Source organism: Luteipulveratus flavus, assembly GCF_029439465.1.
Taxonomy (GTDB): Bacteria; Actinomycetota; Actinomycetes; order Actinomycetales; family Dermatophilaceae; genus Luteipulveratus; species Luteipulveratus flavus.
Genome location: NZ_JAROAV010000036.1, coordinates 1 through 25853 on the forward strand (window position 1 = coordinate 1; position 25853 = coordinate 25853).

General features: G+C 72.2%; 26 protein-coding genes. 11 read left to right on the top strand and 15 right to left on the bottom strand.

What is annotated here, in order from left to right:
- Positions 1-49: 49 nt before the first annotated feature.
- Positions 50-706, bottom strand: coding sequence for a response regulator transcription factor (locus P4R38_RS14625; RefSeq protein ID WP_277192807.1), 657 nt, complete (start codon positions 704-706; stop codon positions 50-52).
- Complete coding sequence (locus P4R38_RS14630) at positions 703-2004, bottom strand: sensor histidine kinase (RefSeq protein WP_277192808.1); 1302 nt, start codon at positions 2002-2004, stop codon at positions 703-705. The genes P4R38_RS14625 and P4R38_RS14630 overlap by 4 nt, the downstream gene beginning before the upstream one ends.
- Positions 2005-2086: 82 nt before the next feature.
- On the opposite strand from P4R38_RS14630, the gene P4R38_RS14635 reads away from it, so the two are divergent.
- Positions 2087-3448, top strand: coding sequence for a DUF6177 family protein (locus P4R38_RS14635; protein WP_277192809.1), 1362 nt, complete (start codon positions 2087-2089; stop codon positions 3446-3448).
- Between the two features lie 11 nt (positions 3449-3459).
- Here P4R38_RS14635 and P4R38_RS14640 read toward each other — a convergent pair whose 3' ends face one another.
- Both P4R38_RS14640 and P4R38_RS14645 read right to left on the bottom strand, forming a co-directional pair.
- Positions 3460-3897 carry a DUF2752 domain-containing protein gene (locus P4R38_RS14640; protein ID WP_277192810.1) on the bottom strand — a complete coding sequence of 146 codons (438 nt, stop codon included), beginning with the start codon at positions 3895-3897 and terminating at the stop codon, positions 3460-3462.
- Positions 3872-4306, bottom strand: a complete 435-nt coding sequence (locus P4R38_RS14645; RefSeq protein ID WP_275239466.1) for a TM2 domain-containing protein — start codon at positions 4304-4306, stop codon at positions 3872-3874. The genes P4R38_RS14640 and P4R38_RS14645 overlap by 26 nt, the downstream gene beginning before the upstream one ends.
- Before the next feature lie 274 nt (positions 4307-4580).
- Between P4R38_RS14645 and P4R38_RS14650 the strand changes: the two genes are divergently transcribed.
- On the top strand, positions 4581-6197 hold the full coding sequence (locus P4R38_RS14650) for a DHA2 family efflux MFS transporter permease subunit (RefSeq protein ID WP_277192811.1): 1617 nt from the start codon (positions 4581-4583) through the stop codon (positions 6195-6197).
- A gap of 78 nt (positions 6198-6275) precedes the next feature.
- On the opposite strand, the gene P4R38_RS14655 is transcribed toward P4R38_RS14650, so the two are convergent.
- Positions 6276-7103, bottom strand: a complete 828-nt coding sequence (locus P4R38_RS14655) for a helix-turn-helix transcriptional regulator (RefSeq protein ID WP_275239462.1) — start codon at positions 7101-7103, stop codon at positions 6276-6278.
- Positions 7104-7252: 149 nt separating this feature from the next.
- Between P4R38_RS14655 and P4R38_RS14660 the strand changes: the two genes are divergently transcribed.
- The 8 genes from P4R38_RS14660 to mgrA all read left to right on the top strand — a co-directional run bounded on the left by P4R38_RS14660 (position 7253) and on the right by mgrA (position 15827).
- A complete protein-coding gene (locus tag P4R38_RS14660) occupies positions 7253-8677 on the top strand; it encodes an MFS transporter (RefSeq protein WP_277192812.1) in 1425 nt (474 codons plus the stop codon).
- A gap of 274 nt (positions 8678-8951) precedes the next feature.
- Positions 8952-9797, top strand: a complete 846-nt coding sequence (locus tag P4R38_RS14665) for a peptidoglycan-binding domain-containing protein (RefSeq protein ID WP_277192813.1) — start codon at positions 8952-8954, stop codon at positions 9795-9797.
- Between the two features lie 60 nt (positions 9798-9857).
- Positions 9858-10727 carry a M23 family metallopeptidase gene (locus P4R38_RS14670; RefSeq protein ID WP_277192814.1) on the top strand — a complete coding sequence of 290 codons (870 nt, stop codon included), beginning with the start codon at positions 9858-9860 and terminating at the stop codon, positions 10725-10727.
- A 245-nt stretch (positions 10728-10972) separates the two neighbouring features.
- Complete coding sequence (locus tag P4R38_RS14675; protein WP_277192815.1) at positions 10973-11959, top strand: NBR1-Ig-like domain-containing protein; 987 nt, start codon at positions 10973-10975, stop codon at positions 11957-11959.
- Between the two features lie 67 nt (positions 11960-12026).
- Entirely contained in the window at positions 12027-12605 is a 579-nt protein-coding gene (locus P4R38_RS14680) for a TetR/AcrR family transcriptional regulator (protein ID WP_277192816.1), read from the top strand.
- A 72-nt stretch (positions 12606-12677) separates the two neighbouring features.
- Positions 12678-13916 carry a Cmx/CmrA family chloramphenicol efflux MFS transporter gene (locus tag P4R38_RS14685; RefSeq protein WP_277192817.1) on the top strand — a complete coding sequence of 413 codons (1239 nt, stop codon included), beginning with the start codon at positions 12678-12680 and terminating at the stop codon, positions 13914-13916.
- A 28-nt stretch (positions 13917-13944) separates the two neighbouring features.
- Positions 13945-14679 carry an SDR family NAD(P)-dependent oxidoreductase gene (locus P4R38_RS14690; protein WP_277192818.1) on the top strand — a complete coding sequence of 245 codons (735 nt, stop codon included), beginning with the start codon at positions 13945-13947 and terminating at the stop codon, positions 14677-14679.
- Between the two features lie 104 nt (positions 14680-14783).
- On the top strand, positions 14784-15827 hold the full coding sequence (mgrA, locus tag P4R38_RS14695) for an L-glyceraldehyde 3-phosphate reductase (RefSeq protein WP_277192819.1): 1044 nt from the start codon (positions 14784-14786) through the stop codon (positions 15825-15827).
- Positions 15828-16034: 207 nt separating this feature from the next.
- Here the strand turns inward: mgrA and P4R38_RS14700 are convergent, their stop codons facing one another.
- The 6 genes from P4R38_RS14700 to ybaK form a co-directional block, all read right to left on the bottom strand.
- A complete protein-coding gene (locus tag P4R38_RS14700) occupies positions 16035-17057 on the bottom strand; it encodes an ATP-dependent 6-phosphofructokinase (RefSeq protein ID WP_277192820.1) in 1023 nt (340 codons plus the stop codon).
- A 167-nt stretch (positions 17058-17224) separates the two neighbouring features.
- Positions 17225-17908: a VOC family protein gene (locus P4R38_RS14705; protein WP_277192821.1), complete on the bottom strand. Its 684-nt coding sequence runs from the start codon at positions 17906-17908 to the stop codon at positions 17225-17227.
- 168 nt (positions 17909-18076) lie between these two features.
- Entirely contained in the window at positions 18077-18613 is a 537-nt protein-coding gene (locus tag P4R38_RS14710; RefSeq protein ID WP_277192822.1) for a cysteine hydrolase family protein, read from the bottom strand.
- Positions 18610-20109 (bottom strand): purine-cytosine permease family protein, encoded by a 1500-nt coding sequence (locus P4R38_RS14715; RefSeq protein ID WP_277192823.1) that lies wholly within the window; start codon positions 20107-20109, stop codon positions 18610-18612. The genes P4R38_RS14710 and P4R38_RS14715 overlap by 4 nt, the downstream gene beginning before the upstream one ends.
- Before the next feature lie 46 nt (positions 20110-20155).
- Complete coding sequence (locus P4R38_RS14720) at positions 20156-21046, bottom strand: LysR family transcriptional regulator ArgP (protein WP_277192824.1); 891 nt, start codon at positions 21044-21046, stop codon at positions 20156-20158.
- Positions 21043-21540 carry a Cys-tRNA(Pro) deacylase gene (gene ybaK, locus P4R38_RS14725; RefSeq protein ID WP_277192825.1) on the bottom strand — a complete coding sequence of 166 codons (498 nt, stop codon included), beginning with the start codon at positions 21538-21540 and terminating at the stop codon, positions 21043-21045. Before ybaK ends, P4R38_RS14720 begins: the two co-directional genes overlap by 4 nt.
- A gap of 92 nt (positions 21541-21632) precedes the next feature.
- Here ybaK and P4R38_RS14730 point away from each other — a divergent pair, with 92 nt between their 5' ends.
- A complete protein-coding gene (locus tag P4R38_RS14730) occupies positions 21633-22229 on the top strand; it encodes a LysE/ArgO family amino acid transporter (protein WP_277192826.1) in 597 nt (198 codons plus the stop codon).
- Here the strand turns inward: P4R38_RS14730 and P4R38_RS14735 are convergent.
- The 4 genes from P4R38_RS14735 to P4R38_RS14750 form a co-directional block, all read right to left on the bottom strand.
- A complete protein-coding gene (locus P4R38_RS14735) occupies positions 22115-23032 on the bottom strand; it encodes a phosphatase PAP2 family protein (RefSeq protein WP_277192827.1) in 918 nt (305 codons plus the stop codon). The genes P4R38_RS14730 and P4R38_RS14735 overlap by 115 nt on opposite strands.
- A 132-nt stretch (positions 23033-23164) precedes the next feature.
- Positions 23165-24337 carry a geranylgeranyl reductase family protein gene (locus P4R38_RS14740; protein WP_277192828.1) on the bottom strand — a complete coding sequence of 391 codons (1173 nt, stop codon included), beginning with the start codon at positions 24335-24337 and terminating at the stop codon, positions 23165-23167.
- 171 nt (positions 24338-24508) lie between these two features.
- Positions 24509-25006, bottom strand: a complete 498-nt coding sequence (locus P4R38_RS14745; protein WP_277192829.1) for a hypothetical protein — start codon at positions 25004-25006, stop codon at positions 24509-24511.
- Complete coding sequence (locus P4R38_RS14750; RefSeq protein ID WP_277192830.1) at positions 25003-25803, bottom strand: TetR/AcrR family transcriptional regulator; 801 nt, start codon at positions 25801-25803, stop codon at positions 25003-25005. Before P4R38_RS14750 ends, P4R38_RS14745 begins: the two co-directional genes overlap by 4 nt.
- Between the last annotated feature and the right edge of the window lie 50 nt (positions 25804-25853).

The window sequence follows — 25853 nt, forward strand, 5'->3', positions numbered from 1 at the left end:
TGCCTGCCCACAGCCCAGCACCATCAGGCTGCGCTGTGAATCCTCACAGTCAGTCGAGGGGGACGAAGCCGGTCTCGTACGCGCGGATCACGGCCTGCACCCGGTCGCGGACGCCGAGCTTGCCCAGGATGCTCGTCACGTGCGTCTTCACCGTCTCGATCGTGACGTACAGCTCGGCCGCGATCTCGGCGTTCGAGCACCCGCGCGCGATCAGCCGCAGCACGTCGCCCTCGCGCTGGCTCAGCATGGGCAGGCCCGGACGGGCGGGGCCGGCCGGCGCGGCGGCGGCCACCAGGCGGCGTACGGCGTCGGGGTAGAGCAGCGAGTCGCCCTGGTGGACGGTCAGGATCGCGCTGACGACCGCGTCCGGCGCCGACCGCTTCAGCAGGAACCCCTGCGCCCCCGCCTGCAGCGCCTCGTGCACGTAGTCGTCGTTCTCGAACGTGGTGAGCACCAGGACCTTGGTGTCCGGATGGCGCTCGGTGAGCACGCGGGTCGCCTGGATGCCGTCGACGTTGGGCATCCGGACGTCCATGCACACGACGTCCGGGCTCAGCGACTTCGTCCGTGAGATGGCCTCTGCCCCGTCACCCGCCTCGCCGACGACCGCGATGCCCTGCTCGCCGTCGACCAGGGCGCGCAGGCCGGCGCGGACGAGCTCTTCGTCGTCCACGAGCAGCACTCGTACGGAAGGGGACTCGGTCACATCTGCTCCTTGACGGCGGGGAGGGGGAGGTCGGCTCGCAGGGTCCACGTCCCACGAGCGGCGCTGCTGGTCACGGTGCCGCCCAGGATCCGGCAGCGCTCGCGCATCCCGGTGATGCCGCGTCCGCCACCCTCCCGGCTGCGCCACGAACGAGACTGTGCATCAACAGGATTCGCGACACTGATCTGCAGCAGGTCACGGTCGCGTCCGACGCGGACCGTGACCGTCGACCCCGGAGCGTGCCGCATCGCGTTGGTCAGGCCCTCCTGCACGATCCGGTACGCCTCCCGCGACACGACCGGCGGTACGTCGGCGAGCCCGGCCGTCCGCAGGTCGGTCTCCACGGACAGGCCGGTGCCCCGTACGGCGGTGATCAGGCTCTCGAGACTGTCCAGGCCGTGCAGCGGTCGCTTCGCTGCGGGCCGGTCCTCGTCCCGCAGCAGCCCGAGCACCTCGTCCAGCTCGGTGAGCGCCCGTTTGGCGACGTCCTCGACGGCGGCGATCGACGTGGCGGCGCCGTCGGGGTCACGGGCGAGCCGGCGACGGGCGGCCGCGGACTGCAGTACCACGACGGACAGCGCGTGGCCGACGCTGTCGTGCAGCTCGCGGGCCAGCCGGGTCCGCTCGACCAGCTGGGTGGTCTGGGTGTCCAGCTCGGCGATGCGCTCGCTCACCGACGGCCCGAGCAGCGGTGGCGCGAGCGACCGGAGCACCAGGACGACCACGAGCAGCGCGACCGCCGCGACGACGAGCACGCCCGCGGCGGCGACGAGGTACACCGCGTCCCGCCACCCGTGGGTCACCTCCGCCCAGCCGACGTCGAGGATGTGGTCCCCGCGGTCGAGGACGAACGGGCCGGCGGCCAAGGCGCTGCCGAAGATGGTCGCCATCACCACGATCGCGCCGACCGCGGCACCGGCGGTCAGATGACCCCAGAACCACGTGACGCTGCGCCACCGCTGGTCCCAGGTCCGCGCCGGCCCGGGCAGCCGGCCACCGAAGTCGGTCCCGAGCAGCGAGCTGACCGCCGTCGCCTCGACCTGCCGCACCGCGGGGATCAGCCCGATCAGGGTGGGTGGCACCACGGCGACCACGGCGACCAGCGGCCACACGACGCTGGCGGGCTGGTCGGCGTCGGTCAGCGCGCTGGCGACGGCGAGGTCGATGGACATGAAGGACAGCGCGAGCGCCGCCCCGATCAGCGCGAACACCAGGGGCAGCAGCAGGCGCGGCGTGCGCTGCCCGTGGCGGTTCAGCGCACGCGGGCCCTGAACCGTGCTGGCCGACGCGGGCGTCATGCCAGGCATCGTCGCAGAGCGGCCGGCGCGTGGCCCTCCCTCCGTCGAGGGACCGGCGGGGTGACGTGGCACGATGCCCGGCATGTCTGAGGACTGGGCTGTCAGGACGAGTCGTCCGATCGCGCTGGAGCAGCTGCACGCCGCGCTGCTGCCGGCGATCGGCGGGCTGCGCGCCCGGATGGACGCGACAGGGCAGTGGGTCGTCGTGGTGGACGTCGACGACCGCCCCCGGCTCTGGGTGAGCGGGCCCCACGGCACCGCCGACGGGCGGGGCTCGCAGCTGGAGCTGTGCGCAGCCGGCCACGACGGCGTCCCGGGGTACGGCTCGCCGGTCGAGCTGGTCCGCCGGGCCGCCACCGGCATCGCCGACCGGGTGGGCGGGACCGCCGAGCGGTTGTCGACCGCGTCGGAGCCGGAGGACATCGACGCCGACGGCACCCTGCGCCGCGTGCTGCCCGACGACTGCCCCGGCGACGCGCTGACCGACGCCGTCACGGTCGTGGTCCAGTCGCGGCCGACCGTGGCCCTGACGCCGTGGCTGATGCACCAGCAGCAGTGGTGCGCCCGGTCCGGCCGGCGGCTGGTCGTCGTGACCGGCACCGACTCCTGCCTCACCCCGGCGCTGAGCTCGATGCTCCGCTCCACCGGCGGCCAGTGGGTCGTCGACACCGGCAACGGCCTGTACGACGGCCACCTCGGCCTGACCGTCACCTGGGACGAGCGCGACTTCACCGCGGGCGAGGACCTGCGGCCCGAGTTCACGCCGCGGCCCGAGGACACCTGGGCGCCGCTCGCGCACGCCGAGACCGTCCACCCGTACAGCGACGGCCTGCGCATCGGGAACCTGACCACCGGCCTGTACGCCGCCGCCGGGCTTTCCGCACCACGCGCCGTCGGCGTGGTCGAGCCGGCGGAGACGCCGTACGACCCCGCGCTGCTCACCGAGATCGCCCAGCACGCCTCGCCCGGCCCGAGCCGCTTCGTGCTCGCCGGCATGGGCACCGACGGCTGGCTGGACGTGCTGCCGCAGCCGCCCGGCGTGGTCGAGCAGGTCGAGGTCACCCTCGACCCGCGCGCCGAGGCGTTCGCGTCGGCGGCCCTGGCGGCGTTCGCGGACCAGGTGCTCGAGGCCGGCGCGGAGATCGCGGTGCTGGGCTACCGCCGCTCGACCGGCGGGCGGCAGGTGCCGAGCCGGCAGACCGGTCCGACGGTCCCCGCAGTGGCCGTCTTCGCGCGGCGGCGCTTCCCGACCCTGAACGACGCGGGCGCGCTCCGGCTCGCCGGCCGACCCGGTCGCCTGGTCGAGACGCCCGTACCCGCGCTGGTCGTCGAGTACGCCGCCACCCCGGGCCGGCCGGGCAGCGAGGACGCCGGGGAGTCGCTGCTCCGGCTGATCGACGGCCTGAGCCTGCACGACACGTACCTGCAGAACGCCCAGGAGTAGCGCGAGCCCGGTCAGTACGGGTTCGGCCAGGTCCCGCGCGCGACCAGCACCATCCGCGTCACGCCGTACGCCGCCAGCACGGCCGCGAGGACGACGGTCAGCAGGCGGACAGGTCGTCCCGCCGGCAGTCGCCGGCGCAGCAGCACCAGGAGCACCGTGACGACCGCCGCCGCGAGCGTGACGGGGCCGAGCGGGTGGAGCGCGAACGCGCCCGAGAGGTCACCGTGCGCGGCGTGAGCCCAGGACCGGGTCAGGCCGCAGGCCGGGCAGGGCAGCCCGGTGAGCAGCCGGAACGGACAGATCGTCGGGCCGCCGGAGACGGCAGAGGGCGGGAGGACCGCCGCCGCCGTGACGGCGACGACGAGCCCTCCCGCCCACCACGCTCTCAGTGAGCGTGGAGCGTGCTGGTGATCCGGGCGCGGATCAGGGGAGCGGACGGCCCTGAGCATCCGGGAGCTTGCGCATCGCGATGAGGATGAAGTCGATGATCGACCAGATGCCGCAACCACCGAGGGTGACGAGCTTGAGGATGCCGAGCCCGGTGTACCCGAGGAAGAAGCGGTCGACGCCGAAGCCGCCGAGGAAGAACGACAGCAGCAGCGTGGTCAGCCACTCCTTGTCGGAGAAGACGCCCTGCACCTGGGAGGCCGGGAAGTGCGCGCTGTCGCCGTGCCGGACGGCGGTGTCCCCCTTGAGCTGGCCGGCGACGGCCATGTTGCGCAGGTCGTTGATGTGGTACGGACCCTGCTCCTGGCCCATGAGGCTCACGAAGAACGGGCCCTCCGGGGAGAGCCGGCCGCCGCCGTCCTGCGGACCGGGGCCGGGACCCATCGGGGGGCCGGCCGGGGGCGGGGGCATGCTGCTGGACATCGTGTTCCCTTCGGTCGTACTCGATCTTCGAGATGGTCCTGCGCGCCGTGCGGGGCGGAGGCACCCGGACGCTAGCGCAGGCCGCGCCTACGACGCCGCTGCGCACGACGAAGTTCCCCGTACCGTGACCCGGTGCGCAGATTCGGAGTCGCCTGCTGTCGGGGGCCAGGTCTACGCTTGAAGCGTCATCAGGGGGCCGTCAGGGGCCTCACTCCGGAGCCGGCGCGGCCGGTGTCCGGACTTCTGTCGCGAAAGGACTCTCGTGTCCAGCCCTGCAGTACCCGAGTACCCCGAGAAGATCGACGGGGCGGTCCTCAAGATCGCCGGCTGCGTCGTCCTCGGCGTCATCATGTCGATCCTCGACATCACCGTTGTCAACGTCGCTCTGCGTACCTTCCAGAAAGAGTTCGCCGATGGCGGCCGGCTGCTTGACTACAGCACGGTCGCGTGGACGGTGACGGCGTACACCTTGGCTCTCGCCACGGTCATCCCGCTGACCGGCTGGGCGGCGGACCGCTTCGGGACGAAGCGCCTCTACCTGCTGGCCCTGTTCCTGTTCACCATCGGCTCGGTGCTGTGCGCGACGGCCGGCTCCATCGAGATGCTGATCGGCTTCCGCGTACTTCAGGGCCTCGGTGGCGGCATGCTGATGCCCGTCGGCATGACGATCCTCACCCACGCGGCCGGCCCGGAGCGGATGGGCCGCCTGATGGCGATCCTAGGCGTCCCGATGCTGCTCGGCCCGATCCTCGGCCCGATCATTGGCGGTTGGCTGATCGACCACGCCAGCTGGCACTGGATCTTCCTCATCAACCTGCCGCTGGGCGCAGCCGCGATCGTCTACGCGTGGTTCGCCCTCCCCGGCGACCAGCCGCACCCTTCGGAGTCGTTCGACCTCCTTGGCATGCTGATGATGTCGCCCGGTCTCGCGCTGTTCCTGTACGGCATCTCCTCCATCCCGGGTGAGGGCACGTTCGCGTCCGCGAAGGTCCTGATCCCGATGGCCGTCGGCGTGGGGCTGATCGTGGCGTTCGTCTTCCACACCTTCCGCCCGGAGCACCCGCTGCTGGACCTGCGGCTCTTCAAGAACCGCAATCTGACGGTCTCGGTCGTCACGATGTTCCTGTTCGTCGCGGCGTTCTTCGGCGGTCTGCTGCTCGTGCCGACCTACTTCCAGCAGGTGCGTGGGGAGTCGGTCACCGACTCGGGCCTCCTCGTGGCAGCGCAGGGCATCGGCGCGATGCTCACCATGCCGGTCGCGGGCGCGCTCGCCGACCGGATGCCGATCGGGCGGTTCGTGCCGTTCGGGCTGCTGCTGATCACGGGCGGCATGTTCGCGCTGTCCCGGGTGGACGAGTCGACCTCGTACTGGGGCTACATCATCCCGGTGCTGTTCGTGATGGGCCTCGGTATGGGCTCGACGATGATGCCGATCATGACCTCCGCGCTGCGGACGCTGCGCGGCAAGGAGATCGCCCGCGGCTCGACGCTGATCAACATCATCCAGCAGATCGGCTCCTCGGTCGGGGTCGCGGTGATGTCGGTGATCCTGACCAACCACCTCAAGGACTCCACGGCGGCGCAGGCCGGCCAGAAGTTGGTCGAGGCGCAGGCTGCTGGCGATCCGCAGGCGATCCAGGCAGCGCAGAAGGACCCGGTCGTCGTCGAGGCACTGAGGGCCGTCGGCGGCAGCCTTGACAAGCTCACGCAGGTCGCGCTGCACGACACTGCTGCGGCGTACGCATCGACGTTCCTCGTGGCGGCCGTCCTGGTCGCCTTTACCTTCGTCCCAGCCTTCTTCCTGCCACGCAAGCCGCTGCCGCAGCAGCAGGGCGGCGCCGAGGGCGAGGAAGAAGCCGCGCCGGTGATGATGCACTGACCCACCGAGCACGTCCACGAACGGTCCGTCCCGGCTCACCGGGGCGGGCCGTTCGGCGTCCCGCTGCGGGTGTCGCGCTCAGCTGCGGGCGAGCAGCTCGAGCCCGTCGGACGCCGGCGTCCCCGGCTCGGCGTGGTAGATGCCGATGCGGTGGGTGCTGTCGGACAGGCTCAGCACCTCGTAGGACACGTCGATCCGGCCGACGAGCGGGTGCTGGAAGCGCTTCACGCCGTAGCCGCAGTCCTGCACCAGGTGCTTGGCCCACAGCGTCGCGAACTCGTCGCTCTTGCGGCACAGCTCGCCGACGAGCGCGGTCAGGTGCGGGTCGTCCGGGTTGTTGCCGGAGGAGAACCGCAGGAACGCGACCATGTCGCGGGCGACCTCGCGTGCGTCGACGTACAGGTCGTGGCCGTCGGGCTCCAGGAAGAACATCTTGAGCAGGTTGGGTCGGTTGCGCTGCTGGCGCGGGTGGTCGAAGCACGTCTGGTGGCCGATCAGCAGGTGCCCCAACGGGTTCCACGCGAGCACGTCGTTGCAGTGGTCGAGGATCACGGCCGGGTTCGACATCGACATGATCATCGCGACGGTCTCGGCACGGGCCTGCGTCGGCTTGGGCCGCCGGGGCACCCGGCCCGGCTCCGGGTGAGCCAGGCGCCGCAGGTGCTCGTGCTCCTGCGGGTTGAGCGACAGCGCCCGCGCGAGCGCGTCGATGACACCGTCGGAGGCGTTGTGTGCCCCCGACTGCTCCAGGCGGGTGTAGTACGTCGAGCTCACCCCGGCCAGCTGCGCGAGCTCCTCGCGGCGCAGACCCGGCACGCGGCGGGCGCCGTACGACACGACGCCGACGTCCTCCGGGTTGATCGCGGCGCGTCGGATCCGCAGGAAGTCGCCGAGCTCGGTCGTCATGCAGCCAGTGTGCCGAACCGCGGACCGAGGAGCCTGACCCTGCCAGTGGTACCCACGCCGGAGGTGGGCAGCGCAGGGCTCTGGCCGGCGCCGGGCGGACGCCCGACGGTGGTGGTCATCAGCCCATCCCACCCACTCGAGGGGACCTCGTGACCACCACCCATCCATCGACCGCGATGAGCCGCCGGCAGCTGCTCGTGCTCGGCCTGCTGCTCGCGTCCCAGTTCATGCTCGCCGTCGACTTCTCGATCCTGAACGTGGCGCTGCCGACCGTCGGCGCCGGCCTGGGGTTCGCCGAGGCGGACCTGCAGTGGATCGCGACCGCCTTCGGTTTGTGCGCGGCCGGTTTCACGCTGCTGTTCGGTCGCTTCGGTGACTACATCGGCCGTCGCCGGATGTTCCTGATCGGGATGGCCGCGCTCGGGATCGCCTCGCTCGTGGGCGGACTCGCGACCAGCCCGGCGGTGCTGCTGACCGCTCGCGTCGCCCAGGGACTCGCCACCGCCGCGGTCACGCCGGCAGGCCTGTCCCTGCTCACCACGTCGTTCCCGGAGGGGCCGCTGCGCGCGAAGGCGCTCGGTCTGAACAGCGTGATGATGTCCACCGGCTTCACGGCCGGCGCGATCCTCGGCGGCGTCCTCACCGACCTGCTCAGCTGGCGCTGGGCGTTCCTGGTCAACGTGCCGGTCGCAGCGCTGGTCGTCGTGCTCGCCCCGATGCTGCTCACCGACAGCGCCGACCGTGAGCACTCGCGGCTCGACGTCCTCGGCTCGGTGCTGGTCACCACCGGTCTGCTCTCGCTGGTGTACGGCGTGACGCGCGCCGGCGAGTACGGCCCGACCGACCCGTGGGCGGGTGCTACCGTGCTGCTCGTGATCGCGCTGCTCGCGGGGTTCTGGCAGGCGGAGCGACGTCACTCCCACCCCCTCGTGCCGACCGCGATCCTGCGCCGTCGGACGATCGGCTGGGGCAACGCGGCCGGGTTCGTCACGTTCGCGATGGAGAGCTCGCTGGTCTTCCTGCTCACCCTCTACCTGCAGCACGTGCTCGGCCTGAACCCCCTGCAGACCGGCCTGACCCTCGGCGCCATGGGTCTGGGCGCGATCATCGGCGGCTCGGTCGGTCCGCGCGTCATCGCGACCGTCGGCGTACGGCGCTCGCTCGCCGGTGGTCTGCTCGTCCAGGCGGTCTTCACCGCCCTGCTCGTCGCGCTCGGCCCGGCCACCGGCTGGATCTGGCTGATCGTCGTCGCGACCTTCCTGGGCGCGATCGGCCACGTGTGCGTGATCGTCGGGTTCATGGTCGCCGCCACCTCGGGGCTGCCCGACCACGAGCAGGGCCTGGCGACCGGCCTGGCCACCATGACGCAGCAGGTCGGCGTCGCCATGGGCGTACCCGTCATGAGCGCCGTCGCGACGATGGCGGGCTCGCTGGAGTCGCTGAACGCGCTGCGGGTGGCGATCGCCGTCGACGCGACCGTGGTGGCCGTCGCGGCGCTGCTCGTCGCGACGCAGCTGCGCACCGAGCGCCCGGCCGCCGCGAGCCAGGAGGAGCGGCTGCCCGCGAGCGTCTGAGGGGTCTTCCTCCCGGCCGGTCCGGCCTTCTCTCTGTCAGATCCGCGGAACGGTGGGCCTGACAACGCCCCCGCGACGACCTCGTCGCGGGGGCTCGGTCGTCCTCGCGAACGCCGGGAACGGCGCGGCCGTACGGCGCTCGCGAGCGGCGCCGCGGCTGTCGTCAGGCGCCGGTCCGCGTCGTCAGCCCCGGTCCGGCCGTGTCGGACACGACGGTGCTCCTTCCACGGTGGTTCTCGTCAAGCCAGCCCCGAACCACTCGGAGGAGCACGTCATGAGATCCGTCCTCGCCGGAGCCGCCGTCTGCGCCGCGGCGGCCGTCGCGTTCCCGCTCACCTCGTACGCGGCGGACGAGCACAGCCGGCCCGCCGCGAAGCCGGCGGTCAACATGGAGGTGGTCGTCAAGGCCGCGCAGATCGACCCGCGTCGCGCCGACGACACCCAGACGCCGGGCGCTCACGACAGCGTGCTCAGCGTCGAGCGGGCCCTGCAGGCGAAGGGGCTGCTCGCGAAGAAGTACGTCGACGGCTACTTCGGTACGACCACCGTGGCCGCGTACACCCGGTTCCAGAAGTCCCTCGGCTACACCGGCCTGGCGGCCAACGGGCTGCCGGGCAAGGCGTCCCTGGAGAAGCTGGGCACGAACCGCTTCACGGTCACCCACCCGCTCTCGCCCGGCAAGCGCGTCACCTCGCACGGCGCCACGATGAACACCCGTACGGTCGCCATGCTGACCGCCGCGGAACGCCGGCTCGGCCGCAGGCTCGTGATCGAGCAGGGCTCGTACAACCCGGGCGGCGACCCGACGTCCGCCGGTACGCACGACGGCGGCGGCGTCCTGGACATCTCGGTCAAGGGGATGGACGCGCGCACCCGAAGCACCGTGGCCCGTCAGCTGCGCACCGTCGGCTTCGCGGCGTGGGTGCGCAACCCCAGCCAGGCGGACTGGCCCTGGCACATCCACGCCGTTGCGCTGAGCGACCCGGACCTGGCGAGCCAGGCCCAGCACCAGGCCGGCGACTACTACCTCGGCAAGAACGGCCTGGCGAGCCGCAAGCCGGACGACGGCCCGAAGGTCACCCCGATCCGGACCTGGGAGGAGTTCCAGCGCCGGCACTGACCGACCGACCACTCGCACGACCCACTCGCACGACCCATCCGCACGAACCCAGGAGGAGACATGAGGACCATCCACAAGACGCTCGCGGCCGCGGGCCTCGCCGCCGTCGTCGTCACGCCCGCGCTCGCCTTCGTCGGCCAGTCGCAGGCCGTCGCCAAGCCGAACTTCCAGATGCCGTTCCGCTGCGGCTACACCGCCACCGCGGCGACGTTCGGCGGTCACAGCCCCGCCAACGCGGTCGACTTCCAGAAGGCCGGCATCACCGGCGACCCGGTGCTGGCATCGGCCGGCGGCACGGTCAGCCGCGTCGCGAACGAGGGAAGCACCAGCTACGGCCGGTGGATCGAGATCAACCACGGCGGCGGGTACACCACCCGGTACGCCCACCTGTCCGCCCAGCAGGTCCGCGTCGGGCAGAAGGTCGCGCTCGGCACCCAGATCGGCAAGGCCGGTGCGACCGGTGGCGTCAGCGGCCCGCACCTGCACTTCGAGGAGCGCCGCAACGGCGCCGTGCTGCGGGCCACGCTCAACGGGCGTGCCGTCCCGTACCCGGGCCACACGCCGTTCACCAGCCGGAACAAGTGCACCGGCGGTGGCGGCGGAGGCAACCCGTACACGCCGCAGAAGGCCTGCGGCTCCGGCTTCGCGGTCGTCGACTCCAAGGCGCTCGGCAAGGCCGGCCGCACGTACCTGCTCTACAACAAGGGCTCCGGCAAGAACTGCGTGACGACGCTGAAGAGCACCTCGCTCGGCAAGAAGACCGCCGCGTCGGCGTTCCTGGAGGTCAAGGGCGCCAAGCGCACGACCGACGCGGGCAACTTCTCCTACTACGCCGGCCCGGTCATCAAGTCCGCCGCGGGCAAGTGCGTGAAGTGGGGCGGCTCGGTCGGCGCCACGAGGTACGCGAGCCCGTTCGAGCACTGCGGCTGACGCACGGCCCCGGTCGGCGTAGTGATCGGCCGGGGACATCGAACCCCGTACGGGGCGGGCAGGCCTGCTGCGCGCCCCGTACGGTCGCGCGCGGAACCTCGCGCACGCCCGGGCCGTCCTCTCCCTGGCGGTGCGAAGGGGCGCCACACGGGGTGACGAGAGGTCCCCCGGAGTCCTGGGTAGCGTGGCACCGTCGCACACCCCCGGGCCGTGCCGAGGCCCGTCACAGGCGAGGAGCGCGCGCAATGTCGGACGGGTTCGCAGCAGACCGACGTCAAGCCATCGAGGAGTTCGCCACCGAGCTGTCGGCGCTACGGGAGTCGGTCGGGAGACCGTCCTTCCGGGCGATGTCGGGCCGGTCCGGCTGCATCTCCCACACCACGCTGCACGAGGCGGCTCAGGGCAACCGGCTCCCGACCTGGGAGACCACGGTCGAGTTCGCGAAGGCGTGCGGCGCCGACCCGGCCGACTTCCGCGAGCGCTGGCAGGCGGCCAACCGCGCCGTCAACCCACCCGCACCGACCACGGCCGCACCACCGTCTCCGTCTCCGCCCCCGATCGCCGCGCCGGCGGAGGCAGCCGAGCCACTCGCGCCGGCACCGAGCGGACTCGCGGCTGTCGACGCGCGCACTCACGAGACGGTCGATGAGCCCGCTCGGTCGGGGCGCCGGCGCCGTACGGCTCTGCTCGCCGCCGCGGTCGCCGTCGTCGTGGCCGGGGGAGCGGGCGTGGCCTGGAAGGCGAGCGGCGACGACCGGACCCCGCCCCTCGTGCAGGGCCAGGACACCACCGCGACCGGTACGCCGCTGCGGCTCGCGGCCTCGCCCACGGCGTGCCCGGTCACGCCGACGAACCCGCCGTGGACCCCGCCGGTCAACAAGGGCGACAAGGCCAAGTTCCTGGGTGACATCACGATCCCGGACTGCTCGACCGTGAAGCCGGGGCAGACGTTCCGCAAGGTGTGGCGGTTGCGCAACGTCGGCTCGGTGCCGTGGACGGCCCGCACCCTGCAGCGCGTCGAGCTGCCCCAGGGACGCAACGACTGCCAGACGGTGGAGCGGGTCCGACTGCCCGCGGCCCGCCCGGGCCAGCAGGTCGACGTCGCCGTCGAGGTCACGGCGCCCGCCAAGCCCGGCATCTGCGTGGTGCGCTGGATGATGAAGGACGACCAGGACCGCGTCGCCTTCCCCGGCGGCCGGCCGGTCAACTTCCAGGTCCGCGTCGCGGGCTGAACCGCGCCGACCAGAGCACGCCGCACATTCTGGACACATCGGTTCAGAATGTGGCAGGGTCGCAGACGTGGCCCGGCACAAGGAGTTCGACGAGCAGCAGGCGCTCGACCAGGCGGTGGAGACGTTCTGGTCCGGCACCTACGCGTCGACGTCCACGCAGGACCTCTGTGAGTCGACCGGCCTGTCACGGAGCAGCCTCTACAACGCGTTCTCCTGCAAGGCCGACCTGTACCAACGGTCGCTCCGGCGCTACGGCGAGCTCAAGGACGCCGAGCGCACTGCATACCTGGAGCACCCGGGCACCGGACGAGAGGCGCTGGAGGCGCTGCTCGGCCACGTGCTCGAGACCCAGGGCGGGAGCGAGGACCGCCGCGGCTGCATGGTCATCAACGCGGCGGTCGAGATCGGCGGCGACGACGACGAGGTCGCCTCGCTCACCCGGGCGAGCCTGGACGGGTTCCGCGGCGTGGTCGCGCAGCTCATCGCCCGCGGCCAGGACGACGGCTCCATCGCCACGACCGCGCCGGCGGCCGAGCTCGCGACCGTCGTCCACGCCGCGCTCAACGGCCTGCAGGTCGGCGCGCGGGTCGCCACCGACCCGGCCGCCGCCGGACGTGGCCTGCAGACCCTGATGTCCCTGCTCTGACCGGACGAGCTCGTCCGCGCACCTCTCGCCCGACACGTTTTTGTACCGAACAGTTCAGAAAGAGGGATCACCGTGGCGCTCGCGACCGAGACCGCATCACCCCGGACCCGTCTGCCGCTGGCCGTGTACGTCCTGGCGCTGGGCACGTTCTGCGTCGGCACCTCGGAGTTCATGCTCGCCGGCCTCCTGCCGCAGCTGGCGGACGGCCTCGACGTGTCGATCTCGCGGGCCGGGCTGCTGATCACCGCCTTCGCGATCGGCATGACGCTCGGGGCCCCGCTCATGACGTTGGCCACCCTGCGGCTGCCCCGACGGGCGACGTTGCTCGCCGCGGCTCTGGTGTTCGCGGGCGTCCATCTGCTCCCTCTCCTGCTCGACGGGTACGCGGCGCTGCTGGTCGGTCGCGTCGTCGCGGCCGTCGCCTGTGCGACCTACTGGGCGGTGGGTGCGGTCGTCGCCGTACGGCTCGGTGGACCGGAACGCACGGCGCGAGCGCTGGCCGCCATCGTCGGTGGGCTCACCCTCGCGAACGTCCTGGGAGTGCCGCTGGGCACCTGGATCGGGGAGCACCTCGGCTGGCAGGCGGCGTTCCTCGCGGTCGCGCTCGCGACGATCGCCGTCGCGGTCGTGCTGCGGGTGATGATCCCGCGCCAGCCCCAGGACGACGCGACGACGCCGATGGGGGTGCTCGTACGCCGTGAGCTCGCCGCGTTCCGCAACCGTCGGCTGTGGCTGGCGCTGCTCACGACGGCGACGTTCCAGGCCGCGGTGTTCTGCTGCTTCTCCTACCTGGCGCCGCTGCTGACCGACGTCGCGGGGATCGACGAGTCACGAGTTCCGTTGGTGCTGCTGCTCTTCGGCGTCGGATCGTTCATCGGTGTGACCATCGGTGGCCGGTACGCCGACCGCGACCTGCTGATGAACGTCTTCCTCAGCCTCGGCTCCATGGTGCTCGCGCTGACGGCCCTGCTCGTCCTCGCCGGCTCCGTCGCCGGGATCGTCATCGCGACGTTCCTGTTCGGGGCGACGTCGTTCTCGATCGCGGCCGCACTCAACGGTCGGGTCTTCGCGTTCGCCGGCGATGCGCCGACGCTCGCTGCCTCGATGAGCGTGTCGGCGTTCAACGTCGGGAACGCGGTGGGGCCCTGGATCGGTGGCCTCGTCATCGACGCCGGCCTCGGTCTGCGTGCACCGGTGTGGGCGTCCATCGGTCTGGGGCTGCTCGCCCTCGTCGTGGCCTCCTGCAGCTGGCGCCTGGAGCGCGGCCGCGCCCCGATCGGGTGCACGACCACTGCCTGCCCGTCGGCCTGACGCTCGTTCACACAGAAGGGATCGGTTCATGGGGGACCTCACCGGTCGTCGCGCGGTCGTCGTCGGGGGCACGAAGGGTCTGGGTCGCGCCGTGGTCGACGACTTCGTGGCCGCAGGGGCGCGAGTGGCCGTGGTGGGCCGGGACCGGGCGGCCCTCGACGGCCTCGGACCCGACGTGCTCGCGGTCGCGGCGGACATCACCGACGACGACGCCGTGCGAGCGGCGTTCGAGCGGATCGCCGCAGCGTGGCGAGGACTGGACATCGCGGTCAACTCGGCGGGGGTCTTCCTACCCCCGGCGCCGGTCGGCGCACTCGACCCGGCCGATCTGGAGCGCGCGCTGCGCATCAACGTGGTCGGCACGCAGCGCGTCATGCGTCACGAGATCGCGCTGATGAGCGGTGGGGGCGGGGCGATCGTGAACTTCTCGTCCAACCTCGGCGCGCACCGCACCCAACCGGGACTCGCGGCGTACGGCACCTCCAAGGCCGCCGTCAGCGCGCTCACCCGGACCGCGGCGCTCGACCACGTGGGCGCCGGCATCCGCATCAACGCGATCAGCCCCGGTCCCTCCGACACGACCATGTCCGTCCGCCCGGGCGAGACCGTCGCACAGCGCGATGCGCGGGTGGCTGCGGCGAACCCGTCCGGCCGCGTCGCCCGGCTGTCGGAGATCGTGGCGGCGGTGCGCTATCTCGTCTCCGACGAAGCCGCCTACGTCGTCGGCACGGACCTGGTCGTCGACGGAGGCGTGACCGCCTGACCGTGACCGCCTGACGGTGACCGCTCGACCGCGACCGGCCGCGGTGAGCGGCCAGGGTGCGGCCCGCGGTCGCGCGGCGAGCGCCCGCGTACCACCATGGGGTGATGACGCTCCACGCCGACGACTACACCGCCCAGCGCAGCCGCTACGACTCGATGACCTACCGCCGGTGCGGCGCGAGCGGGCTGGACCTGCCCGCCGTCTCGCTCGGGCTCTGGCACAACTTCGGCGACGACGTGCCGCTGGAGCGTCAGCGGGCCACGCTGCGGCGGGCGTTCGACCTGGGTGTCACGCACTTCGACCTGGCCAACAACTACGGGCCGCCGTACGGCTCGGCCGAGCGCAACTTCGGCACGATCTTCGCCCAGGACTTCCGGCGCTACCGCGACGAGCTGATCCTCTCCACCAAGGCGGGGTACGACATGTGGCCGGGGCCGTACGGACAGGGCGGCGGCTCGCGCAAGTACCTGCTGTCCTCCCTCGACCAGTCGCTGCAGCGGATGGGCGTGGACTACGTCGACATCTTCTACAGCCACCGGTTCGACGACACGACGCCGCTGGAGGAGACGATGGGCGCGCTGGACACGGCCGTCCGGCAGGGCAAGGCGCTGTACGTCGGGATCTCCTCCTACTCGGGCTCGCGGACCCAGGAGGCCGTGCGGATCCTGCGCGACCTCGGTACGCCGCTGCTGATCCACCAGCCGTCCTACTCCATGCTCAACCGCTGGGTCGAGGAGGACCTGCTGGACGTGCTCGGCGTCGAGGGTGTCGGGTGCATCGCGTTCTCGCCGCTGGCGCAGGGCATGCTGACGGACAAGTACCTCAAGGGAATTCCCGCGGGTTCCCGCGCGGCACAAGGGAAGTCGCTCGACCCGAAGATGCTGGACGAGACCGCCCTGAAGCACGTCCGCGCGCTCAACCGCATCGCGAAGGCACGCGGTCAGTCGCTCGCGCAGCTCGCGCTCGCGTGGGTCCTGCGGGACGAGCGGGTGACATCGGTGCTGATCGGTGCGTCCAGCGTGGAGCAGCTCGAGGACAGCCTCGGCGCGCTGGACAACCTGGCCTTCGACGACGCCGAGCTGGCGAAGATCGACCAGCACGCCGTCGACGCCGGCATCAACATCTGGAAGACGTCCTCCACCTCCTGACCCGTACGCCGGTCGATCCGCCCCCGTCGCTGGTCGATCCGCCCCCGTCGCTGGTTGAGCCGGTCCGGAGCGCTAGCGAAGGACCGTGTCGAAACCTGGTGACGTCCGGGGAGACTCTCCCTACGTCTCACCGGGCTTCGACACGGGCTCGCCTGGGGGCTCGCCCGGCTCAACCAGCGAGCAGCCCTCCTCCACCGGCGAGTCGGCTCAGCCGAAGAGGATGGCGGCCTCGTCGTACCTCGCGCGCGGCACCGTCTTCAGCTTCGTGGTGGCGTCGTGCAGATCGACCGTGACCACGTCCGTCCCCGACAGCGAGACCATCGTCCCCCACTTCTTGTCGACCACCGCGTCGATCGCGGCGGTGCCGAAGCGGGTGGCGAGCACGCGGTCGTACGCCGACGGGACGCCACCGCGCTGCAGGTGGCCGAGCGTCGCGCACCGGGTCTCGATCCCGGTGAGCTCCTCGAGCATCGGGCCGAGCCGTTCGCCGATGCCGCCGAGCCGGGGGCGGCCGAACGCGTCGAGTCCGCGCGGCGCCACGACGTGCTCCTCGCCGGCCAGGCTGAAGCCCTCGGCGACCACGACGACCGGCGCGCGTCCGCGGTCCCGCGCGCTGCGTACCCACTCACCGACCTGCTCCAGCGACTGCGGCACCTCGGGGACGAGGATGGCGTGCGCGCCGGCGGCGAGCCCCGCGTGCAGCGCGATCCAGCCGACGTGGCGGCCCATCACCTCCACGACCATGCACCGGTGGTGCGACTCGGCGGTCGTCCGGAGCCGGTCGATCGACTCGGTCGCGATCGCGACGGCCGTGTCGAAGCCGAACGTGTAGTCGGTGGCGGACAGGTCGTTGTCGATCGTCTTCGGGACGCCGACGATGTTGATGCCCTCGTCGCTGAGCCGGCGCGCTGCGGTGAGCGTGCCCTCGCCGCCGATGGCGATGACGGCGTCCATCTCGTGGTGCGTCATTACCGTGCGGACCTGCTCGGCGCCGCCGCCGTCGAACGGGTTCGTGCGGGACGTGCCGAGGATGGTGCCGCCCTGGCGGGACAGGCCGCGCACGTCGTGGCGGGGCAGCGGGACGATGTCGTCCTCGACGAGACCGCGCCACCCGTCCTTGATGCCGAGGAAGGTCTGGCCGTGGATGCGGTCGCCCTTGATGACGGCACCCCGGATCACCGCGTTGAGGCCGGGGCAGTCGCCGCCGCTGGTCAGGATTCCGATACGCACCCGACAATTCTGGACGTTCGAGTGTGTTGACGTGTGAGTACGTCTCACACTCCGGCGCGCCGCTCGTCTGAGCGACTCACGGTGTGTCCCCCCGCCCCTCGGCAAAAGCTGATCATCCGCACATGCATGCGTGTGGTCCCGATCAACTTTTGCCGACGGGGGGAGGGTCAGACGGGGGTGAACGCGCAGAACTCGTTGCCGACCGGGTCGGACATGACGTGCCAGCCGATACCGTCCTCCCCCTTGGCCCGCAGCAGGGTCGCGCCCGCCGCCATGAGAGCGTCCAGGTCGTCGGTCGTCACGTCGAGATGGATCCGGTTCTTCGCGGTCTTCGGCTCGGGCACCGGCGCGAACGCGATCGACTCGAACGGGGTGGCCGGGACGTCCTCGATGTAGGAGAAGCCGCGCTCGTCCTCGACGGCCTCCACCCCGAGCAGGTCCCCCCACCAGATCGCCAGCTCGTGCGCCGCACGGGCATCGCCGGTGACGTCCCACCCCAGCTCGTAGAGCCCGGCCGGACGACCCTCCGGCCGCAGGAACACGCAGAACTCCTGGCCGTCCGGGTCGCGCATCAGCGTCCAGGCGAAGGAGGTCGAGTCGAGCACGGTGGCGCCGGCCGCGACGATCGGCTCGAGCGCGTGCGCGTTGATGTCGATGTGCACGCGGTTCTTGGCGGTCACCGGCTCGGGCACCTGGTTGACCCAGACCTCGACCGCCTCGCCGGCGCGCAGACAGGCGTCGCCGTCGTCGTGCGGATGTGGGTCCCAGCCGAGCAGCGGAGCCCAGAACCGCGCCTGGGCGTGCGCGTCCGAGGCATCCATGCACAGGTCCTTGTACGCCGCGAGAGCCATGCGCCGACCGTACCCGCGCCCAACCGACCCCGTCCCCGGCAAAAGGTGGGCGAGAGCACAGGTATGGATGTGCCGGGCGCCATCTTTTGCCGGGGGGTGCCGGCAAAAGGTGGGCGAGAGCACAGGCATGGATGTGCCGGGCGCCAGCTTTTGCCGGGGAGGGGGTGGCTAGCGGCGGACGGTGATCAGGGGGCTGTAGAGGGCCATCACGTCGAGTGCCTTGCTGTGGTTCTCGGGCGTGGAGCCGGCACACGCCTCCGCGGGCACGGTCACCGCGACGCCGGCGTCGGCCATCGCCAGGGCCGTCGAGATGACGCAGCAGTCGGTCGCGACCCCGACCAGCTCGACGGATGCGGCGTCACCGAGTGCGGACCGCAGCGCCGGACCCCACTTCCCGAACGTCGTCTCATCCACGCTCGGCCGACCGCGCAGGCCCGGGACCAGCTGGTAGAGCTCGGAGTCCGGCGGCTGCAGCGCGAAGGGCCACTCCTCGTAGTACGGCACCCACGCGCCCGCCGGCCGATCGGGCGCCACGAACCGGGTCACGACCACGCGCTCGCCGTACGCGGACACGCGGCGCTCGATGTGCGGCCACGCCTCCGCGAACATCGGCGAGCCCCACGGCGACGACGGATCGGCGAACACCGCTTGGGCGTCGATGACGACGAGCGCGTCCGAGGCCGTCGGGCCGTCGCCTGCGGTCATCGGGCCACCGTGGCGGGCGCGTCGTCCAGCGCCTCCTGACGAGCCACCTGACGCCGCGTCAGCAGCAGGGTGCCGAGGAACCCGATCGCCAGCGACACCAGGACGCCGAGCCCGGCGAACGCCCAGGTGCCCTCCTTGCCGCCCAGGTTCAGCGGCTCCAGCAGGTAGCCCTGCCAGGCCAGCCAGCTCGTCCCGGTGGTGTTCACGACCAGACCCCAGCCGACCGCCGTACCCAGGGCGAGCAGCGCGAGGGCCGACCACCGGACGGAGCCGTAGCGGCCGCGCGCGGTGTAGAGGTCCTCGTCGTGGTAGTCGCGGCGGCGCAGGATCATGTCGCCGAGGAAGATGCCGCACCACGCCGCGAGCGGGACGCCGCCGGTGACGAGGAAGCCCTGGAACGGGCCGATGAAGTCGTCCGCGAAGAACACGACCGCGATCGAGCCGATCGTCATGATGACGCCGTCGATCAGTGCGGCGACGTACCGCGGGACGCGCAGACCGAGGCTGAGCAGCGACAGGCCGGAGGAGTAGATGTCCAGGACGGTCCCGCCGATGAGCCCGAGGATCGCGACCAGCGCGAACGGCACCAGGAACCACGTCGGCAGGATCGTCGTGAGCGCGCCGATCGGGTCCGACTGCACCGCCTTGGAGATCGACTCGCTGGAGCCGGTGAGCAGGATGCCGTACAGGATCAGCAGCAGCGGGCCGAGCGAGGCGCCGAACGTCGTCCAGAACACCACGCCCCGGCCGGACGCACCGCGCGGCAGGTAGCGCGAGTAGTCGGCGGCGGCGTTGGTCCAGCCGAGCCCGAGCGCTGTCACGAGCAGGACGGTCGCACCGATGACCTCGGGCGCGCCGCCGGCGCTGTGGGCGGTCACGGCGTCCCAGCTGATCTCGTCGACGGTCAGCGCGATGTAGACGACGGTGAGGACGGCCGTAGCCATCGTGATCCAGGTCTGGACGCGCATGATGATGCGGAAGCCGAAGACCCCGGAGATGACCGTGACGGCGGCGACGACGATCAGCGCGACGACCTTCGTCTCGGTGCCGCCGCCCCAGCCGAGGCGGTTGAAGACCGTGGCGCTGGCGAGCGTGGCGAGGACGACGAGCACGGTCTCCCAGCCGACGAGCAGCAGCCACGACAGCAGGGCGGGCACCCGGTTGCCCTGCACCCCGAACGACGCCCGGGACAGCACCATCGTCGGCGCCGATCCGCGCTTGCCGGCCAGCGAGACGAACCCGCACAGCAGGAACGACAGCACCGTGCCGAGCACCATCGCGAGCACGGCCTGCCAGAAGCTGAGCCCGAACCCGAGCACGTACGCGCCGTACGGGATGGCGAGGACGGAGATGTTGGCCGCGAACCAGGGCCAGAACAACGATCGCGGTGTGCCGTGCCGTTCGGACTCGGCGATGACGTTCAGGCCGTTGGCCTCGACGGAGGCGGCGGCCCCGGAGACGGGCGGTGCCGGCTCGGCGGACACGGAGGATGCCATGGCGGCAACGTAGCGCGCCGGGGTTCCGGGGGAGTAGTGGAACGGTTCAGGGGTGCCGCAGCGCCGAACGCGCGGCGGCGCGGACGACGACGGTGAGGTCGTCGAGGCGGTCCGAGCGCAGCCGCCAGCGCTGCCAGTACAGCGGGACGTCGACGTGGTCGCGCGCGCCGAGCCGGACCAGCCGGCCGGTGTCGTAGTCGTCGCCCGCCTGCAGGTCCGGCACCGCGCCCCAGCCGAGCCCCGCGCGGACGGCGGCCAGGAAGCCGTGCGAGGACGGGACGAGGTGGGTCGGTGGGTCCGCGACGACGCCGTGCCGCGACAGGACGTCGTGCTGGAGGTCGTCCTTGGTGTTGAACCGGACGACGGGCATGGCCGACCAGCGGGGACCGCGCCCGGTCGAGTACCGCTCGAGGAGGGCGGGGGACGCCGCCGGCCGGTAGCGCATCACGCCGAGTGGCTCGACCGAGCAGCCCTGCACCGCAACGGGATCCGAGGTCACCGCACCGAGGACGGTGCCGGTGCGGAGCAGCTCCGCCGAGTGCGCCTGGTCTTCGACGTGCAGACGCAGCAGCACCTCGGGTGAGTCGGCGCACGCGTCGAGCACGGCGGTGAACCAGGTCGCGAGCGAGTCGGCGTTGACCGCGACCGACAGCTCGACCACGCCGGCGGCGCCGGATGCGTCGCCGCACAGCTCGCCGGCGGCGGCGTCGTCCAGCAGCCGGCGCTGCCGGGCCAGCCGCAGCAGGACGGCACCCGCCTCGGTGGCCGTGCACGGTGTCGTCCGGCGGACCACCACCTGGCCGACCTGCGCCTCGAGCGCGCGGATGCGCTGGCTGACCGCCGACGGCGTGATCGACAGGTGCCGGGCGGCCGCGTCGAACGTCCCGTGGTCCACGATCGCGAGCAGCGCCTCCAGCTGGTCGCCGTTGTACGTCATCGCCGGGCGATCGCGGCGTACGTCGCCCCCGTCGCCGCCGCCAGGTCGCCCGGCGCCAGCTCGATGTCGAACCCGCGCCGCCCGCCGGACACCAGCACGGTGCCGTACGCCTGCGCGGAGTCGTCGACGACGGTCCGCAGCGAGGTGCGCTGACCGATCGGGCTGATGCCCCCGACGACGTACCCGGTGCTGCGCTCGGCGTCCTTGGGGTCGGCCAGCTCCGCGCGCTTGCCGCCGAGCGCCGCCGCGACCGCCTTGAGGTCCAGCTGCCGGTCGACCGGGACCACGCCGACCGCGAGCGCGCCGTCGACCCGGACCAGCAGGGTCTTCAGCACCCGGGCGGGCTCCACGCCCAGGGCCTGCGCCGCCTCCATCCCGTAGGAGGCGACGGCCGGGTCGTGGACGTACGAGCGCGGCGTGTACGCGACGCCGGCGCGGTCGAGCGCGACGGTGGCCGGGGTCCCGCCGGACCGGTTGCCCTTGTTGCGTGCCATGGCGGCACCTTACGCCGGGATGAAGCAGAACTGATGTTCCTGCAGAATCATTCGCTTCACTTCAGGCTGGCCCCGACCTACCGTGGACGTCCGTGACCGCGATCCTCCCCGGCCTGCTGACCGGCCTCAGCCTCATCGTCGCCATCGGCGCGCAGAACGCGTTCGTGCTGCGGCAGGGTCTGGCTCGCCACCACGTCGGGCTGGTCGTCGCGATCTGCGCGGTCTCGGACGCCGTCCTCATCGCCGCGGGCGTGGGAGGCGTCGGTGCGGTCGTCCGTGACCACCCGACCGCCCTGCAGGTGCTCCGCTGGGTCGGCGCGGCGTACCTGCTCGCGTACGGTCTGCGCTCGCTGTGGTCGGCGCGGCACTCGGAGGCGCTGACGCCCGCGGACCGCAGCGCCCGCTCCTGGACGGCGGTGGCGGCCATGACGCTCGCGCTCACCTACCTGAACCCGCACGTCTACCTCGACACCGTCCTCATGCTCGGGTCGATCGCCAACCAGCACGGCGACGACCGGTGGTGGTTCGCGCTGGGCGCCGCGACCGGGAGCGTGCTGTGGTTCACGGGGCTGGGCTACGGCGCGCGGTCGGCGTCGCGGCTCGCGGCGAGACCGTCGACCTGGCGCGTGCTGGACGTCCTGATCGGTGTCGTGATGATCGCGCTCTCGGTACGGCTGGCGGTCGGCTGAGCGGCGCCCTCGGGCATCGGCGTCCGTCCGGTCGACAGACTCCACACCATCACCACGACGAGGCCGACGAGCATCAGCGCGACCCCGGCGAGGACGTCGACGACGTAGTGGTTGCCGGTGGCGACGACGTCCAGCGCGGTGACGCCCGGGAACGCCCAGGCGAGGTGCGCCACCCGGCGGTGTGAGCGCCGTACGCACCACCAGATCGCGAACGCGCACCAGGACGCCCACGCCATGTGCAGGCTCGGCATCGCGGCGTACAGGTTGGCCGCCGTGCCCGAGTCGCGCGAGGTGGCGCCGCCCAGGATGTCGTGCGTCGCGATGACGTCGACGATGCCGTGCATCGCGAACCGGGGCGGCGCGACGGCGTACAGCCAGAAGACGGGCAGGCTCAGCAGCGTCGTGGTGATGAGCACGCGGCGGAGGTGGAGGTACTGCTCGGCCGCCCGGCAGTAGACCCAGCCGAGCACGATCGGCGGCACGATCAGGCACGCGCCGTAGAAGTAGCCCGCGACGTGAGTGAGGAAGAGGTGGTCGGCGAGCCAGTGGTTCAGCGGCTGCTCCCAGTCGAGGCGGAACGTGCGCTCGAACGTCTGAAGGGACTGGGCGTTCGCCGTGGCCTCCCGGTGGGTCTCCCCGAGGTGGGCCTGGACGACCGAGAAGAGGACGTAGCCGACGACCAGCAGCACGAGCTCGGGCAGCCACGACGGTCTGGCCAGCGCGCGCCAGAGTGCCTGCTGTCCGTGCCGAGTGCGCTCCGCGGGCCCCTGCCCACGGGCCGACGGCGAAGTCACCACTGTCATCACCACATTTCCCCGAGTCGTTGTGGTAAGTCCCGTGTACGGCACAGTAGAGCCCACCACCCCCGGAGGCATCCCGAAAAGGGATGACATGCGCCGTGTCCACCCCTACCGGAGTAGTACGGCGGGGCAGCCCTACGACACGATGCGACCGAGCGCGGCGAGTCCGATACGGGCGGTCCGCCGCCGGACCAGCCGCTCGAGCGTCGCGTCGCCCGTCGTGATCGCACGGAACGCCCGCCAGCCCCACGGGCCGGTCGTCAGCACCCGGACCATCAGCCCCGGCCAGCGCTCGAACGTCGCCAGCAGCGCCGCGCCGGCGGCCATCTCGCGGGCCAGGACGGCCCCGATGTCCCGGGTGTACGCCGCGAGCACGGCCTCTGGAGCGGACCCGCCGGACGGCGCGGTCGTCCCGGACGCCGCGGCGGCGCCCGCGAGCAGACCGGACCGGACGGCGTACGAGATGCCCTCGCGGGTCCACGGCTCGAGCAGTCCGGCGGCGTCACCGGCGACGAGGACGCGGCCACGGCCGAGAGGGGAGTCAGGGGTACGGCAGCGGGTCAGGTGGCCCGAGGACCGCAGCTCGGCCAGGCCGTCCAGCCCGTGCTGGGCGGTGAACTCGGCGAGGTACCGGCGGGTCTGCTCGGGCGCACCCTTGGCCATGATGACGCCGACGGTGAGGGCGCCGTCCTTGGGGAAGACCCATGCGTACGCGCCGCGCTCGCCGCCGAAGTCGAGCGCCAGCCGGCCTTTCCAGCGGTCCGCCTGCTCGCCCGGGTCGAGCTCCACCTCGAGGCCGAGGTCGGTCTGCGCGAGCCGCACGCCGACGTACCGCCCGATGCGAGAGGTGCTGCCGTCCGCACCGACGACCCAGCGGGCCCGGACGGGACCGTCTGCGGTGGTGAGCTCGACGTGGTCGTCGCGCTCGGTGACGGCCGTGACCGCGACGCCCTGACGGACCTCGGCGCCGGCCCGCGCGGCGGACGCGAGCAGCCGCTCGTCGAGCTCGGCGCGGTTCACCAGGGTGAGGACGGGCCGGTCCGCGGACCGCGTGGTCTCGCGTCGCCCGCGACAGGTGAGGACCACCCGGTCGATCCGCTGCTGGACGGGGAGGTCGAGGTCGTCCGGGAGGTGCGCGAGCGTCGCGCCGATCAGCCCGCCTCCGCACGTCTTGTACCGCGGGAACCTCGCGCGGTCGAGGATCACGGTGCGCGCCCCCGCGAGCGCGGCGGCGCGGGCGGCGCTGCTGCCGGCCGGGCCCGCGCCGACGACGGCGACGTCGTGGATCTCGTCGTCACGCTGCTGCACGGGCCGATGCTAACGATGAGGACGCACGGCCGCGGAGGGCTGGGGGGCGGGGGTCCCGCCGCGACCGTGCGCCGTAAGGGGCGTCCTCCTGGGAGGAGCCCCACCGATGAGTACACATCACGCGTCAAGCCTTGTGCGGATCCGCCACGCCCGGATTGCCGGATGTGTACGTCAGCTGCTCGATGACGTGCTGTAGGACGGGGATTCGAGGGCCTTGATGATCGTCTCGACCTCCGGCGGCTTGGGCGCCGCGTCGTCGGTGAGGATGCGCACGGTCGACCGGTCGGAGTACCGGATGAGCAGCTCGTAGACGAAGCCGTCCGCGATGCGGGTGTTGCGGTGCTCCCCGGCGAAACCGCGGACGTTCGGTGACGTCGCGGCGCGGAAGACCTCCTGCGGGCCGCGGGCTGCCGTGCTGGCGTAGTGCTCGCGGACACCGGCGAAGCCACCCGTCTTCGACAGCGTGACGGCCGTGGCGGAGACGCCGGTGGTGGTCGACGTCGGTGCGCCGGAGGTCGATGTCGGCGCGCCGGCGGTCGGCGGCAGCGGCGTCGTGCCGGAGGCCGGCGGGGTGGTGCCGGTGCCCGGCGAGCTGTCGCCGTCGCTGCAGGCGGTGACGCCCAGCGCGACGGCGAGCGCGAGCCCAGCCACGGTCGTACGCGTCGTCATCGTCGTCCCTTCGCGGTGCGGTCCTCGATCAGTGGGGCGAGCCCGTCCAGCGTCCGGGCGAGGCCGAACTCCCAGGCGTGCTCGGCATTCCAGGCGCCGCCCTGCGCCTCTCCGGCCGCCGCGCCGATCCGTACGGCACGCGGGTAGGTCTGCGGGTCGAGCGCGCGTTCCAGGAGCGGTTGGTTCGCGGCCCACCAGTCGGCGTCGCTCATCGCCGAGTCGGTGGTCGCCCGAGCGGCGTCGTGGGCCGCGCGCGCGTGGGCCTGCACGAAGCCGAGCAGGTGGGTGAGTGCGGCGTCGGTGTCGACGTCGGACAGTCCGGTGCCGTCGAACGCGGCCAGCTCGTGCTCGTACTTGCCCATCACCCCGGGCCCGAGCGGGGGGCGGCTGAGCGCGGCGACCTCGGTCAGCCACGGGTGCTCGGCCAGCAGGGTGCGGTTGCCGTCGGCGACGGTGGTCAGACGACGCCGCCACGAGCGGCTGCGCCAGGCCGGACGGGGCATCCGTCGGTACAGCGCGTCGACCATCAGGTCCAGCAGCTCGGCCTTGCCGGGGACGTAGGTGTACACGGACATCGCGCTGACCCCCACGCGCTCGGCGACCGCGCGCATCGTGACCGCCGCGAGGCCCTCCTCGTCGGCCAGCGAGAGCGCGGCGTCGACCACCTGGCTGACGGTGACCGAGCGGCCCGGGCCTTTACGGCGGCGCGCGGTCTGGGTGTCGCCCGTCGGGATGTCCTCCCAGAGCAGCGCCAGCGTGCGACTGGGCTCTCCGGCGCCGGTGCTCGTACGGGTCACGGGAATGATTCTGCCATGTAGGCGTTGTACGCCGTACGATGTACAACGTA